The sequence below is a fragment of the Mycobacterium sp. E2238 genome (assembly GCF_001672665.1).
Lineage (GTDB): Bacteria > Actinomycetota > Actinomycetes > Mycobacteriales > Mycobacteriaceae > Mycobacterium.
Genome location: NZ_LZKF01000088.1, coordinates 1 through 13505, shown reverse-complemented (window position 1 = coordinate 13505; position 13505 = coordinate 1). Strand labels below are relative to the sequence as shown.

The following is a 13505-nucleotide window of genomic DNA, read 5'->3' as shown; positions in this document are numbered from 1 at the left end:
CCTAGCCTCCCGCCTTCGATGTCGTCACCACGGCCGCCTTGCCCAGCGCCGGCACCGTGTCACGCGCCACGAGCGCCGCTTCGCGCGACAAGGCCGGGCCCGCAGCGAAAGTCCGCAGCAATGGCCACGGCGCCTGCACCGCGGAAGCCGGATCGAGCCCGAGCGCCCGCATCGTGTCGTCGTTGGCGGCGATGCCGAACCGCACGCCGTTATCGGAGACCCAGAACAACGATTCGCGGGAATCGGACGTGACGACCCCGCTGGTCGAGGTGACGAAGTTGGCCGCCCCCGGCAGCACCAGCACCTGGTTGGCGACCACCGATGCCGGGTCGCGGTCGTCGCGCACCAGGTGCACGATCCGGTCATCCAGATACGAGTACACCGGAAGACCCCGCCCGTTATAGATCACGACGCGGGCCTGTGGATCCGTGGAGCCCTTCTCCCACCCGACGCAGGTGGTCGGATTCGCCGCTGTGTCAACGAAATTCAGCCGCTTTGTCGGGTAGTAGTCCACGGCCAGCGAATTGACCTGGGGGATGTTGACCAAGACGTCGGGGGTTACCACGCGGGGCGCCGTCGACCCGTAGGAGTTCGCGCTGCGAAGCAGATCGGCGACAAAGCTCGTGATCTTCTGCACCCCGTCGGGCAGGAGTACGTAGAACTGCTTGCCGCCGCCGGCGGTTTGAGCCTGCAACACCGCGCCCACCTGCGACCCCGAGACCCACGTCGACGGTGCGCCCGCCTGCGGCACATCCGGGACACGCAGCGGCTCGGTCGCGGGGAGTCCGTCGTAGAGCGCGCGCGAAATCTCCACTGGCGACGTCACTCCGGGGTCCAGGCCCAGGCTGAGGGTGATCGCCCGGCTGGCCGGATCGACCTGCGAGCGTTTGCCGCCCCAGATCACATACGTGTTGCCCTCGAACGTCACGAGCACGCCGGCATCGTCGGCCAGCGGGGCCGCGCGGCCGCCGCCGTCGAGTGTGCCCGCGATTGACGTGACGACCGGCTTCTCACCGCTGCGCGGGCGCCCCGCCGTATCGCAGACGGCCCACGCCGAAATCCCGCCGCGATTCACCGGCATCGCCGCCGGCGCACCCGGGATGCCGATCAGCGGGCCGGTCGGATACTTGGCGATCTCGCTGCGCTTGACCCACGTCGGCGGGTTCGCCGTTCCAGTGGCCAGCCGGGCCGACGTCAGGTTCAGGGCGGGATAGAGGCGGCCGTCGATGCGGGCGTAGATCGCGCCGGAATCGCGGTCCCCGATGATCGCCGATTCACCCACTGCGCCAGTCGGTTTGAGCACGTTCAGCAGCATCATCCAACCGGCGCCGATCGTCACCAACAAGATTGACAACACCAGCGCGGCGGTCTGCTTGCGGTCGTCATGTTTCATCCGCACCGAGAACCGGGTGGTCGCCGCGCGCAGCCGTCGGTTGTAGAACAGGTGACCGGAGTTCTGGTCGCGGTTCGACAAACTCAGCGGCATGCTCAATACCCCTTAGGTGATCGGCGTGGATCGGCCTGCTGAATCCGATCGGCCAAGTTCGACGCGTCCGCGGCGACGTGATAGCGGCCCATCGCATAGTTGATGAACGCGCACGCCTGCGCCACCAGATTGTGGATGTCGCGGGACGTTCCCGGCTGGTGATACGCCGCGAAGGTGGGGCCGATGAACTGCCAGGCGCCCTTGCTCGGCGTCCCGCGCGCCGCGTTGGAGTCCCAGTCGTTGACAGCGTTGGCGTTGTAGTTGGACTCGCGGCGCGCCACCAGATCCATGCCGCGCTCCCAGCGGGCACGCGCCGCTGGGTCGTGAATGCCCTTGATATCCAAGGCTTTACGGATCGCCGCCAGGACCGCCGCCCGCCCGCTTCCCCGGTCCCCTCGCATCGCCGCCCGCCTTTGTCGGTAGCGCAGCCGCCTTAGCCGCAGCGCCAGGAGTCGTGCCCGCCGGCGCGAGCCAGCGATGTGCCGGTGCTGGGTCCGCAACCTCGCGGCCATCCGCGCCATCGCCTCGCGGCGGGCCATCGGGGTATCGGCGGGCGTGGCGTCGGCCTTCGCGTCTTCCAAGACCGCGCGGGTCGCCGTGCTTGCCTGCGCGTGGTCGGCCCGCGCGGTCGCCAGGATCTGTGCCAGCTCCCGGTCGGTGTCGCCGGAGCGGCGGGCTTCGTCCAGGGTGTTCGCCGACCTCGTCGCCGCAGGTCTCGGGAGGCCCTCGGTTCTGACCCGGGCGTGCTCCCGCGGGGGGTGGACCGGAGCGGCGATGGTGTCACCGGCGAACAGGCCATGGCCACGGGCCAAGACCGCCACCGCGTGCATCGTCAGCGGATCAGTCGACGACTGCCCCACCCTGGTCCCCTTTTTCCCACACCCTCTGCCCGGCGAAATCCGTACTCAATAGCATGCACGAATAGGCAGTCGCGCTGTCAATAACGAGCGATTACGTAGCGACCCTACTGCCGGGCGCGTAGGCCGACCACTCACCTTTCGCCCGAGTGGGAATGGCTTGCGGTGCCGCCTATTCCTTTGCCTCGTCCTCGCTTGGCATGATCACGATTCGGCGATTCGGCCGGTTGGTGACGACGGTGGGTTTGTCCTCACCGGGTTTGGGCCCGGGCGGGGTCGGCGGCATCGTCAGGCGACCCTTGACGGGCTGGCCGTTGGGCACGCCCGGCGCGGAGATCCGCTTCTCCGGCGGCTTCTCTTTGCTGCCTTCGCCGTGGGCACCCATCGCGCCGGGCGGCATCATTCCCATGCCGCCCATGCCGGTCGGGCCCCCAGCGGTCGGGGCGCCGCTGACCGGCGGGGTCATGACCGGCTTGGCCGCCCCTGCGGGGGTCGTCGGCGGGGACGACGTCGGTACGGGTGGCGGACCCAGAGAGCTGGCGGGGGTGGTGCCACCACCGCCGAGGCCTCCGCCACCACCGCCCAGGCCTGCGCCGCCGCCGGCCCCGGAGCCCGGGCCGACGCTGTCGACGAGATGCGCGTCGCTCGCGAGCCCGGCTCCGTGAGCGCCGCCCTGCACGGCGCTCATTAGCGGCTGGATGGCGCTCTGGCCGGCCTGCATCGCCTGCTGGGGCAGCTGCGTCAGCGGCTGCATGATGCCACCGACCGCGCCGCCGAGGGCGCCCGTGATGCTTTGCAGCATCTGCTGCATCATCTGCGGGGCTTGCTGACCGATGTTCTGCATTTGCTGCTGTGATTCAGCTTCGTTCGCAGGGAATTTCGCGGCCGCATCGGCGGCGTGGGCGCGGCGGTCTGCGTCTGCGGCTGCGGCGTCTGCCGCGTCCTTGGGAACGCCGGCGTTCGCGGCGGATTCAACGATTCCCCGCCAACCATCGGTCGGGCTGGTTCCACCGACTGACTGGGGAAACGGCATCGGCGTTGGCGCTTCAGGCATGCCGACTAAGCCCCCCACTACGGCTGGAGCATTTTTGACGGTGCCATCGCCGGTCATTGCCTGTCACCTCCGCCCCGTGTAGAACCGCCTGGTGCCAACTGCCGCACCTGATTGGCTATTGCACCATTTTGGCACACCGCGCTCGGATCGGTATTCACGTCGGAGGCCGGATGCCCCTCGGTGCCCTATGCGCCAGCCTGATGGCTGATTACCTCGAACCACGCCATGTGGTAATTCGCGAGGTATTCATGCCCGTCGATCAGAGCCTCGATTGCCGCAAGCAGCATCCAATCCCCGACAGCGGCCGGGGCGTAATCCGGGTACGCCGTGAGCACCGAATTCTGAATCTCGACCATGCAGTTGCGCAGGAGTTCGGTTTCCTTTTCAAGTACGCCGGTCTTCCGTACGGCCGGCGCGGCAATGGCTTGCGCAATTCGCGGTAGGCCATCACGACGACGCACGGCTTCCACCAGGGCTGGTCCGAGTTCGTCTACCCGCGGGGCGGCTGATCGGGCCGGTCGATCACCGCTGAGCGTGGGAGCCTCGGGGTCCGATTCGGCGACGTAGGTGTTGTGCTCGTGAGCGGCAGCGACGACTACGGCCCCCAATAAGTCCACCACGGTCGCATCGCGGCGGCGCGCGGCCGGCTCGAGCAGGGTCACGTGGGCGGGAAGCCGGACGTGAGGCGGGATCCACCCGCCGGCGAGGTCAGTCACCAACAGGCTGGTGGTGCCGTCGTCACGCAGTCCGGCCCCCCACGAAAGTCGCGGCTCCTGGCGGGCCACCGCATCGACGATCCGCTGCAGCCGCTGCTGCTCGGCCGCTCTACTGGATACCGCGCCGGCGGTCGCACCGGTTGCCGCGGACATTGCTGACGCGCTGACCATGCCCGACGAGTTCGCGCCCGCCTGCCCGGCGGCGGCTCCTGAAGCCGCGCGTTCCACCGGTGAAACCACCGGTCCGCCCGCGGACGGGGACGACGCCGGGGACGGTGCGACCGGCGCGCCCGAGACGGGTCCCGTCGGGGCTGACGGCATTGCAGAGGGGGCCGCGACTGATGGGCGCAAATCGGAGCCGTAGGCGGGCAGCGGTCCAGCGGGGACGCTTGGGCCGCCAGCGACCGGCGCTGCCGATCCCGACCAAGATCCCCCCGTCATTACTGGGGTTACCGGGGTGGCGCCCCCAGTGGTCGGCGGTGCGGGAGCGGCTGGCGGGGGGGCGTCAACCGGAGTGCCCGTCGGAACGAAGACACCGGCGCTAGGTGCGGTCGGCGCCACCGGCGGCGTCCCTGCCGGTGGTCCGGTCTGTGGAGGCGTACCCGCCCCGGATTCCATCGCGTTTATTGCGCCCGACGAAATCCCTTGCGCGCCGGCCCCGGCCGGCTGCCCCGAGGCCATGCCGGACGCGAACGATTGCGCCAGGTTGGGCGGCGCTCCTTGCCCAAGTCCGGCGGGTGACATGTTGCCGGCGCCGGAAATCGGCGCATTCATTAAAGGACCACCCGGCGCCGGACTAGTGACCGTCGCCATGCCAGGCGAGACGACCGGTCCGCTCGTACCTGTTACCTGACCTCCGTGCCCAAACCCAGTCCCGTACCCTGCCGGTGTCGCTGTCGGACCGCCTCCACCGGGTACCGGGCCACCGTGACCGGAACCACCGCCGAACCCCGGCGTTGCGGCCATCGGACCGTCACCACCTGACACCGGTCCGGCATGCCCGACGCCCTTGCCGAATCCCGATCCGGGCTGCGGCGCTCCGAAGTCCCCCTCGCTAAGCGGGCGCGGCGATGAAGGGCTCTCGATGCTGAAGCCGTGTTCACCGGCCCAAGTTCGCGCGTCGCCACCGACACCTTCAGCGTCGAGAATCTTCTGAGTCGCCGTCGTGAGTTTGTCGACCGCGTTCAGGCTGGCATTCGCCGCATCGCCGTTGCAGCGCAACTGAACGGCCTGCACCTCTGCGACCTGCTCCGGCAGCGGCTTCTTCGATGCGAGGATCTCGTCGATCTCTTTGTTGCCCGCATTCGCTATGTCTGCCAACCGACTTCGTAGATAGTCGATGGCATCAGCTGCCGAATTGAAGGCTCCCGATTTCGCCTGGTACTTCTCGGCGAGGTCCAGGTGAAACTTTTCGCCATCCTGGTATCTGGATATGAGATCGTCCGCCGTACGGCCCTGATTATGTGCCGCTACCGTCATCCACTGACCGCGCAGGTTTTCCGAAAACCATTGCTGTTCCAAGCATGCCTGGTTCCAATGCTGAGCGGCGCCGCGCAGGGTTGTTGACGGCATCGGCCACCACGGCCCAATCAACGCCGCGGTCCACTTACCAGGCGGAAGGTCAACCGCCACTGCATACCTTATTCATAGCGGCATCCTTCGCAATTGCATCGTTAAGTGCCGCCTGATAATCGACATCAGTCGCAACTCCGGCGCTGCCCTTCGCTGTTAGGGTTCCGTATGCCATCGAAAGAGCGTGCGCCGCGTCCCGGTGCTTGGTGTCTAGAAGAGGATTAGCCGCCGCCATCTCAAGCAGCAGGGCGCCATTGGTTGTTGCGATGCGTGCTAGCGCCTTATCTGTTCCCGCCGTGTCGACCTGGGCGGCCTGAGCCGCCAGTTTGTAGACGTTGCATAGTTGCTGTTGAGCGGCGGCGACTTCCGTAGGGCCAGGTGTTGGTGCTGTAGCGGCTGCCGACGGACTCGTAGCGGTCGGTCGCGCAAGGGCCACTATTAGAGCGGCGATAGCTGTAGCACCTGTCAACGCCACGGCGATCGCCAGCCAGGGGTGCGACCGGGACGCTGGTCTGCCCAAATAGTTCGGCGGCCAATTCGCAATGGGCGGCTGGGCTGCCGGACCCTCACCAGGCCCCCAAGTCTGGTTCCCCGCCATGCGGCGCTCCTCGAAGTCAACGGAACCTAATGGTCACGGTTCCCTGATTGTGTATGCCCCTTTCCACTCCATAGTGGAACAGGCAAACCACGGGGCGAGCAATTCACCAGTTGACGGAGATGTCGCGTCTTAAGGCCCACGGTTCGGTCAGCGGCGATGAATCGTGATGGCTACCAGGGCGGTCATGTTTCAAAGCGCTCATGCTCTACCTCATCGCTGAGCCGGGCCGCCCGTTTGGGCTCTAGCCCGGTGGGCGGTCAATCGGACAAGGCCACTGGGACGGCTCTCCGTCCGGCTACGGCTACGATTCGACGTGAACACCCAATAGGCCCGTTGCGCCTCGAAGCCGAGCTAGCTATTGGTGCATCTGAGGACGTGGTTACCCGCCACCGCAAACCCTCTTCATCGCAGCGTCCTTTGCATTGACATCGTCGACTACTGCCTGCCAGGCGGGGTCGGTGCGCTGCAGTTGGCTTCCCATGGCCGTGGCATTTGTGTATGCGCTAGCGAGTGTCAGAGCGGCTACACGATCGCCGGGAGCTAAGGCCGGAGCTGAGTCGATCGCCTGTTCGAGCATTAGTGCTGCATTAACAGTGGCCACGCCAGCCAAAGCCGGATTATCGCCGTTGGTATCGATTTGGACGGCACGCGCGGCCACGTTGTAGACGTCGCAGAGCTTCTTGTGCGCGGCAGCCGACTCCGCCGCAGTGTGCGTCGGTGCCGCTGACGTGGTCGGTGAGCCCGGCGCGGAGTCATTCGTAGACCGTGTCGCCGCCACAACTAGGGCGACAGCGCCCAATAGGACGGCGATGGATGCCAGTGCAATCGCCGGCCATATACGTGGACGCTTCGAAGGTTGAGGCGGATAGGGCGGCTGCCACTGAGCGGGCGGCGGGGCAATTGGCGGTTCCCCGCCGAAGTTTGGAGGCAGATCCCCCATGCAACCCTCCCCACATTGCCGCAGCCCATACGAGCCGTTCCGTTGAATTATCCACGTGCACTGCAGACCAACACCAAAGAGACCGCATCAATACGATCCCCTTGCGGTAACAGTGCTCCCCGCAACCGGGCCACCGGTGGCTGAAGCGATCAGATGCGCGGCGCTGAAGTACCGGCCCCCGGCCGCAATGCCTGCATATCGCCGGCATTGTTCTCGTCCATGCTGGTGAACCCCTTGGCCGCGTGATGGGCCTTCGCGCCGACATCGGTCAGCGTCTGCTTGTGGCCCTGCAGGGTCTGCACGTGCTGCGAGTGCGCGGCGCTGATCGCCGAATGGAACGAATCGGCCGCGGCGAAGTCGCCGAACATCCCGGCCCCCAGCGGTCCCCGCGCGAGCTGGTCGGCTCCCTCTTGCGCGTGTCCCCCCGCGCGATGCGAATCGTTGCCTCCGGAGTGCAATAACGCTGTGTCGACGAACATTGCCACCCCTCTCGAATCCGATTCGGCGAGACGCAATCGCATGTCGCGCCACTATTGACCAGGCTAAATAGCCCGGCGGAACTGGTCAATTCACCGCTGGCGCGGTCACCCCCTATAGCGCACTAGCACCGTCAGCCAAGCCGTCCCCATCGCTGTCACTCAGCCGCACATTCCACTTGCCGTCGCCGTCGGTGTCGACGTATCCGGTGACGCCGCCTTCGTCGGCGCACAACACCCGGTCGGCCAGTCCGTCGCCGTCGATGTCGAAGAGCTGGTCGTCGGCGCGGCCATGGCCGTCGAAATCGACCAGCGGGCCGCCGGTGTGCTCGACGCCATCGAGCCCGAACCACCGGAGCTGGCGTCCCTGGTCCGTGGGTATCCCCCACGTCCCGGACCCGTCGTCGGTGAAGTACGCCTCGGGGGTGCCGTCGTTGTCGAGGTCGAGCACCGCGTGATCGGCGATGCCGTCGCCATCGAGATCCGCGAGCGCGTCGTCGCGCAATCCATCGCCGTCGAGGTCCAGCCCGAAGGCATCCAGCCGACCATCGCCGTCCAGGTCAAGGTCGAGGTCGCGGTGCCACATGTCCGCCGTGCCGTCGTCGCCACTCATGCAGTAGTCCACGAAAGATGGGACGTGAGACCGCCGCTACGGGTTCCCCCGTGATTGCCACCAGCTCAGCAGTTCCGCGGTCGCCTCGTCGGCCGTCAACGGCCCGCGCTCCAGGCGCAGCTCTTTGAGAAAGCGCCACGCCTCGCCGACCTGCGGGCCGGCCGGGATGTCGAGCAGCTTCATGATCTGGTTGCCGTCGAGGTCGGGACGCACGCGGGCCAGATCTTCTTGGGCGGCCAGCTCGACGATCCGCGCCTCCAGCCGGTCATAGCTGGCCTGCAGCCGCGCGGCCCGGCGCTTGTTGCGGGTAGTGCAGTCGGCGCGCACCAACTTGTGCAGCCGTGGCAGCAGCGGCCCGGCATCGGTGACGTAGCGGCGCACCGCGGAATCGGTCCACTTCCCCTCGCCGTACCCGTGGAACCGCAGGTGCAGATACACCAACTGAGAGACGTCGTCGACCATCTGCTTGGAATACTTCAACGCCCGCAACCGCTTTCGAGCCATCTTGGCGCCGACCACTTCGTGGTGGTGGAAACTCACGCCGCCGTTGGCTTCGTGCCGCCTAGTGGCCGGCTTGCCGATGTCGTGCAGCAGCGCGGCCCAGCGCAGCACCAGATCCGGGCCGTCATCCTCCAGGGCGATCGCCTGCCGCAGCACGGTCAGCGAATGCTGGTACACATCCTTGTGCTGATGGTGTTCGTCGATGGCCATCTGCATGCCACCGACCTCGGGCAACACCACGTCGCCCATGCCGGTCTGCACCAGCAGGTCGATGCCGGACACCGGGTCGTCGCCGAGCAGCAGCTTGTCCAACTCGGCGGCCACCCGCTCGGCGCTGATCCGGGCCAGCTCGGGGGCCATCTCCTCGATCGCGTCGCGCACCCGCGGGGCGACGGCGAAGCCGAGCTGCGAGACGAACCGCGCCGCGCGCAGCATCCGCAGCGGGTCATCGCCGAAGGACACCGACGGCGCCGCCGGGGTGTCGAGCACCCGGTCGCGCAGCGCCGCCAAACCGCCGAGGGGATCGAGGAATTCACCCGGCCCGTCGGGCGTGATGCGCACGGCCATCGCGTTGGCCGTGAAATCGCGGCGCACCAAATCGTCTTCGAGGCGTTCGCCGTACTGCACCGCGGGTTTGCGCGAGACCTGGTCGTAGGCGTCGGCGCGGAACGTGGTGATTTCCAGGCGGTGGTCGCCCTTACCCACACCGACGGTGCCGAAGTCGATGCCGGTGTCCCACAAGTTGTCGGCCCAGCGCCGCAGGATCTGCTGAATCTGCTCGGGGCGGGCGTTGGTGGTGAAGTCCAGGTCGGGACTGAGCCTGCCCAGCACGGCATCTCGCACCGAGCCGCCGACGAGGTACAACTCGTGGCCCGCGGCCTCGAATGCCGCGCCCAGCTCGCGCAGCATCGGCGCGTGTTGGTTCAGGGCGACCGCGGCGGCGGCAAGCAGCTCGACATCGGCTTCGGACACGTTCGATCAGCGTAGTCGGCCGGGGCCCAACAGCCCGTGTGAGGAGCCTCGCACGCGTCCGAGGTGAATTGACCGGCCGGCCGGCGCTAGTAGCGTTACGCGCCACGGGAAGGGTGGAACGTTGGGGCAATGCGGCACATTGCAAAGCGGTCGGCGAACAGTATGTCGAGTCCTGAGCAAGTGAATTTCTTCGATGCCCGCGCTTGGCGGACGGCGACATGGTCGGCGCCACTCGTCGTTCAACTGATTCTGGCCGCGCTGCTCATCGCGATGTGGCTGCTGGGTAAGTGGCCGTTCGAAACCCACAGCGCATACGCCGGTGAGCGCGCATGGATGCTGACCGCCACCGTCCTGACGACGTTGGCGTCGCTGCTGATTGGCGCCGCGTTGCTGAGGTCGACTTCACCCCGTAGTCGCGGCCTCGGCATCAGCGTTCTGAGCTGTTCGGTCGTCGTGCTTGCCGGCGGAACGGTTTTCGCATACTTGGTCCTGCGCTGAAGGCCGCCGATGACAGAGCAACGTCGAGTCGGCGCATCCAGTCACTATGGGCCGTTGACTTTCGCGGTAGCCATAGCCCACATCTTCGTCGTGGACCTGGTCACGTGGCTGTTCGTTCTGCCCATGTGGCCCTTGGTGATTATCGTTCTGCCGGTGACGCTGGCATACATCGGCGTCAGCGCCCTCATCGCACGGGCATCGGGCAGATGCGGTCAGGTCGGACGTGGCATGCTAATCGGCAGCCTGTCCGGACCACTTTCACTGCTTATCTTTGGTGCCGCTTTTGTTATCGCCCACGCAATCGGCCCACTCTGACCACACACACTCGGTCCTGAGCCATCGCGCGCCCCGCTAGCGGCGAGTATGTCCTGGGAGCGGATGCCGTGCCAGCTACTATCGCTTGGGTGTCGGACGGCGAACAAGGCAAGCCACGCAGGCGCCGGGGGCGGCGGCGCGGTCGTGGCGCTGCGAGTTCGACCGAGAACCACACTAACGGCCAAGCCCCCGCCGACTCGACGCCGACGAAATCGCGCCGATCCCGGTCGCCTCGCCGCGGACCGGACCGGCTGCGGACCGTGCACGAAACCTCCGCCGGAGGACTGGTCATCGACGGCCTCGACGGGCCCCGTGACTCTCAGGTCGCGGCGCTCATCGGCCGCATCGATCGCCGGGGACGGATGCTCTGGTCGTTGCCCAAGGGGCACATCGAGCTCGGTGAGACCGCAGAGCAGACCGCTATAAGAGAAGTCGCCGAGGAGACCGGCATCCGCGGCAGCGTGCTGGCCGCGCTCGGGCGCATCGACTACTGGTTCGTCACCGACGGCCGCCGGGTCCACAAGACCGTGCACCACTATTTGATGCGCTTCTCCGGCGGCGAGTTGTCCGACGAGGACCTCGAAGTGGCCGAGGTGGCCTGGGTGCCGATGCACGAGCTGCCGTCGAAGCTGGCCTACGCCGACGAACGTCGGCTGGCCCGAGTGGCCCACGAGCTGATCGACAAACTGCAAAACCACGGCCCCGCCGCCCTGCCACCGCTGCCACCCACCTCTCCCCGGCGCCGCCCGCAGACGCACTCGCGCACCCGGCATGCCGACAAGCCGGCGACCAGCCGGAAGAACGGCCACGGGCCAGGGCCGTGACGGCGCCGCGACTCTGCTTGTTACGCCTCGCGGCGGTGATCGGCATCGTGGCCGGGTTCGCGATGCTCACCGCACCCGTCATGCCGCGCGCGGCTGCCGGCGAGCCGGGCGTGACGCCGTTCGTGCGCGTCCGCATCGACCAAGTCACCCCAGACGTGGTCACCACGTCCAGCCAACCCGTCGTCACCGTCAGCGGCATGGTGACCAACATCGGCGACCGCCCCGTCCGCGACGTCATGGTCCGCCTCGAACACGCGGGCGCGATCACCGCGTCCACGGGCTTGCGGACCACCCTGGACGGCGACACCGACGGATACCAACCGGCCGCCGATTTCCTCACGGTCGCTCCCGAACTGCAACGCGGGCAAGAAGCCGGCTTCACCCTGTCGGCGCCGCTGCGCTCGTTGACCAAACAGTCCTTGGGGATCGAGAAGCCCGGCATCTACCCGGTCCTGGTCAACGTCAACGGCACACCCGACTACGGCGCCCCCGCCCGCCTCGACAACGCGCGGTTCCTACTGCCCGTGGTCGGCGTGCCCCCCGACCAGGCCGGCGACCTGGGCTCCGCCGTCGCGCCCGACACCTCCAAACCCGTGTGGATCACCATGTTGTGGCCGCTGGCCGACCGGCCCCGGCTGGCGCCCGGCGTGCCCGGCGGCACCATTCCCGTGCGCCTGGTCGACGACGACCTGGCCACCTCCCTGGCCAGCGGCGGCCGGCTCGACATCTTGCTGTCCGCGGCCGAGGTCGCCACCAGCCACGACGTCGACCCGGACGGCGCGGTCGGCCGGGCGCTGTGCCTGGCCGTCGACCCCGACCTGCTCGTCACCGTCAACGCGATGACCGCGGGCTACGTGGTGTCCGATTCGCCCGAGGGCCCCGCGCAACTTCCGGGCACCCCGACCCATCCGGGCGCCGGACAGGCCGCCGCGGCCGAGTGGCTCAACCGGCTGCGCGCCCTCGCGCACCGCACCTGCGTGGCGCCGCTTCCCTACGCGCAAGCCGACCTGGACGCCCTGCAACGCGTCAACGACCGAGGCCTGAGCGCCACCGCCACCACCGATGTCAACAGCATCGTCGACCGCATCCTGGACGTGGCCTCCGTCCGCGGCGCCACGCTGCTGCCAGACGGCCCGCTGACCAACCGCGCGGTCAACCTGATCGGCGCCAACGAAAGCTCCGTCGCCATCGCCGCCGCCGACTTGTCCGCCGCGGACGCGCAGGGCTCCGCCGAGGCCACCGTCGACACCGCGCCGCGACGGCTGTCCCCCCAAGTCGTGGTCGCGCCGTTCGACCCGGCGGTGGGCGCCGCGCTGGCGGGGGCGGGAAGCTCCCCCGCCGTCCCCACCTACCTGGACTCGTCGCTGACGGTTCGGCTCGCGCATGACTCGGTGACCGCACGCCGCCAGGACGCCTTGGGCTCCATGTTCTGGCACGCCTTGCGCCACGATGACGCGCCCCGCACCCAGATCCTGGTCCCGCCCGCGACGTGGAACTTGCAGGCCGACGACGCACACGTGATCTTGACCGCGCTCACCACCACCATCCGGTCCGGTCTTGCGGTACCGCGACCGCTGCCGGCGGTAATCACCGAGGCCTCGACCCGCGCCGAGCAGTCCGAGCCGGCCGGGGCCTACACCTCGGCGCGCGGCCGATTCGGCGACGACGTGACCGCCGCGGTGGCCGGCCAGGTCGGCAGGCTGTGGGGCCTGACCTCCGCGCTGAGCACCGACGAGCGCACCGGGCTGACCGGCATCCAGTACACGGCGCCGCTGCGCGAAGACATGCTGCGCGCGCTGAGCCAATCCGAACCGCCCGACACCCGCAACGGAATGGCCCAGCAGCGCCTGGCCGTCGTCGGCAAGACGATCAACGACCTGTTCGGCGCGGTCACCATCGTCAACCCGGGCGGGGCGTCCACCTGCAGCCGCACCCGGATGGGGACGGAGAGGCCGTTGTGCAGCGCCAGCGGCAAGGGGCTGTGCTCGGTGGCCAGGGTGTAGGAGCCGCCGGGGATGACGATGGTGACCGCGCCGAACAGGTCGTTGATCGTCTTGCCGACGACGGCCAGGCGCTGCTGGGC

Annotated in this window: 11 protein-coding genes and 1 pseudogene; 5 read left to right on the top strand and 7 right to left on the bottom strand. The window is 68.0% G+C overall.

All coding sequences use genetic code 11. The features are described 5' to 3' along the window. Position 1 precedes the first annotated feature (1 nt). The 4 genes from eccB to A5711_RS27495 form a co-directional block, all read right to left on the bottom strand. Positions 2-1486, bottom strand: a complete 1485-nt coding sequence (gene eccB / locus A5711_RS07440; RefSeq protein ID WP_067945046.1) for a type VII secretion protein EccB — start codon at positions 1484-1486, stop codon at positions 2-4. 2 nt (positions 1487-1488) lie between these two features. Then, positions 1489-2316 (bottom strand): transglycosylase, encoded by an 828-nt coding sequence (locus A5711_RS07435; RefSeq protein ID WP_067945044.1) that lies wholly within the window; start codon positions 2314-2316, stop codon positions 1489-1491. Positions 2317-2515: 199 nt separating this feature from the next. Further along, positions 2516-3322, bottom strand: a complete 807-nt coding sequence (locus tag A5711_RS07430) for a hypothetical protein (protein WP_067945103.1) — start codon at positions 3320-3322, stop codon at positions 2516-2518. 260 nt (positions 3323-3582) lie between these two features. Then, positions 3583-4266: a DUF5631 domain-containing protein gene (locus A5711_RS27495; RefSeq protein ID WP_231987437.1), complete on the bottom strand. Its 684-nt coding sequence runs from the start codon at positions 4264-4266 to the stop codon at positions 3583-3585. Between the two features lie 942 nt (positions 4267-5208). On the opposite strand from A5711_RS27495, the gene A5711_RS27490 reads away from it, so the two are divergent. Beyond that, positions 5209-5445 (top strand): hypothetical protein, encoded by a 237-nt coding sequence (locus A5711_RS27490; protein WP_231987436.1) that lies wholly within the window; start codon positions 5209-5211, stop codon positions 5443-5445. 1927 nt (positions 5446-7372) lie between these two features. Here the strand turns inward: A5711_RS27490 and A5711_RS07415 are convergent. The 3 genes from A5711_RS07415 to A5711_RS07405 form a co-directional block, all read right to left on the bottom strand. Further along, a complete protein-coding gene (locus A5711_RS07415; protein ID WP_067945038.1) occupies positions 7373-7702 on the bottom strand; it encodes a DUF2563 family protein in 330 nt (109 codons plus the stop codon). Positions 7703-7814: 112 nt separating this feature from the next. After that, entirely contained in the window at positions 7815-8324 is a 510-nt protein-coding gene (locus tag A5711_RS07410; RefSeq protein WP_067945036.1) for a pullulanase, read from the bottom strand. Positions 8325-8348: 24 nt separating this feature from the next. Next, positions 8349-9785: a CCA tRNA nucleotidyltransferase gene (locus A5711_RS07405; RefSeq protein ID WP_067945034.1), complete on the bottom strand. Its 1437-nt coding sequence runs from the start codon at positions 9783-9785 to the stop codon at positions 8349-8351. A 270-nt stretch (positions 9786-10055) separates the two neighbouring features. On the opposite strand from A5711_RS07405, the gene A5711_RS07400 reads away from it, so the two are divergent. The 4 genes and pseudogenes from A5711_RS07400 to A5711_RS07385 all read left to right on the top strand — a co-directional run. Then, positions 10056-10283, top strand: coding sequence for a hypothetical protein (locus tag A5711_RS07400; protein WP_067945101.1), 228 nt, complete (start codon positions 10056-10058; stop codon positions 10281-10283). A gap of 123 nt (positions 10284-10406) precedes the next feature. Next, positions 10407-10598: a hypothetical protein gene (locus A5711_RS26135; protein WP_082973825.1), complete on the top strand. Its 192-nt coding sequence runs from the start codon at positions 10407-10409 to the stop codon at positions 10596-10598. A gap of 89 nt (positions 10599-10687) precedes the next feature. Continuing rightward, on the top strand, positions 10688-11422 hold the full coding sequence (locus tag A5711_RS07390; RefSeq protein ID WP_067945029.1) for an NUDIX hydrolase: 735 nt from the start codon (positions 10688-10690) through the stop codon (positions 11420-11422). After that, a pseudogene (locus A5711_RS07385) lies at positions 11419-13422 on the top strand (hypothetical protein); the annotation flags it as partial. The gene A5711_RS07390 and the pseudogene A5711_RS07385, both read left to right, overlap by 4 nt. Between the last annotated feature and the right edge of the window lie 83 nt (positions 13423-13505).

Bases quoted from the DNA above. Each gene is read 5' to 3' on its own strand.
- A5711_RS07435 (WP_067945044.1), bottom strand. From the start codon at position 2,316: ATGCACGCGGTGGCGGTCTTGGCCCGTGGCCATGGCCTGTTCGCCGGT.
- A5711_RS07415 (WP_067945038.1), bottom strand. From the start codon at position 7,702: ATGTTCGTCGACACAGCGTTATTGCACTCCGGAGGCAACGATTCGCAT.
- A5711_RS07400 (WP_067945101.1), top strand. From the start codon at position 10,056: ATGTGGCTGCTGGGTAAGTGGCCGTTCGAAACCCACAGCGCATACGCC.
- A5711_RS27495 (WP_231987437.1), bottom strand. From the start codon at position 4,266: ATGTCCGCGGCAACCGGTGCGACCGCCGGCGCGGTATCCAGTAGAGCG.
- eccB (WP_067945046.1), bottom strand. From the start codon at position 1,486: ATGCCGCTGAGTTTGTCGAACCGCGACCAGAACTCCGGTCACCTGTTC.
- A5711_RS26135 (WP_082973825.1), top strand. From the start codon at position 10,407: ATGTGGCCCTTGGTGATTATCGTTCTGCCGGTGACGCTGGCATACATC.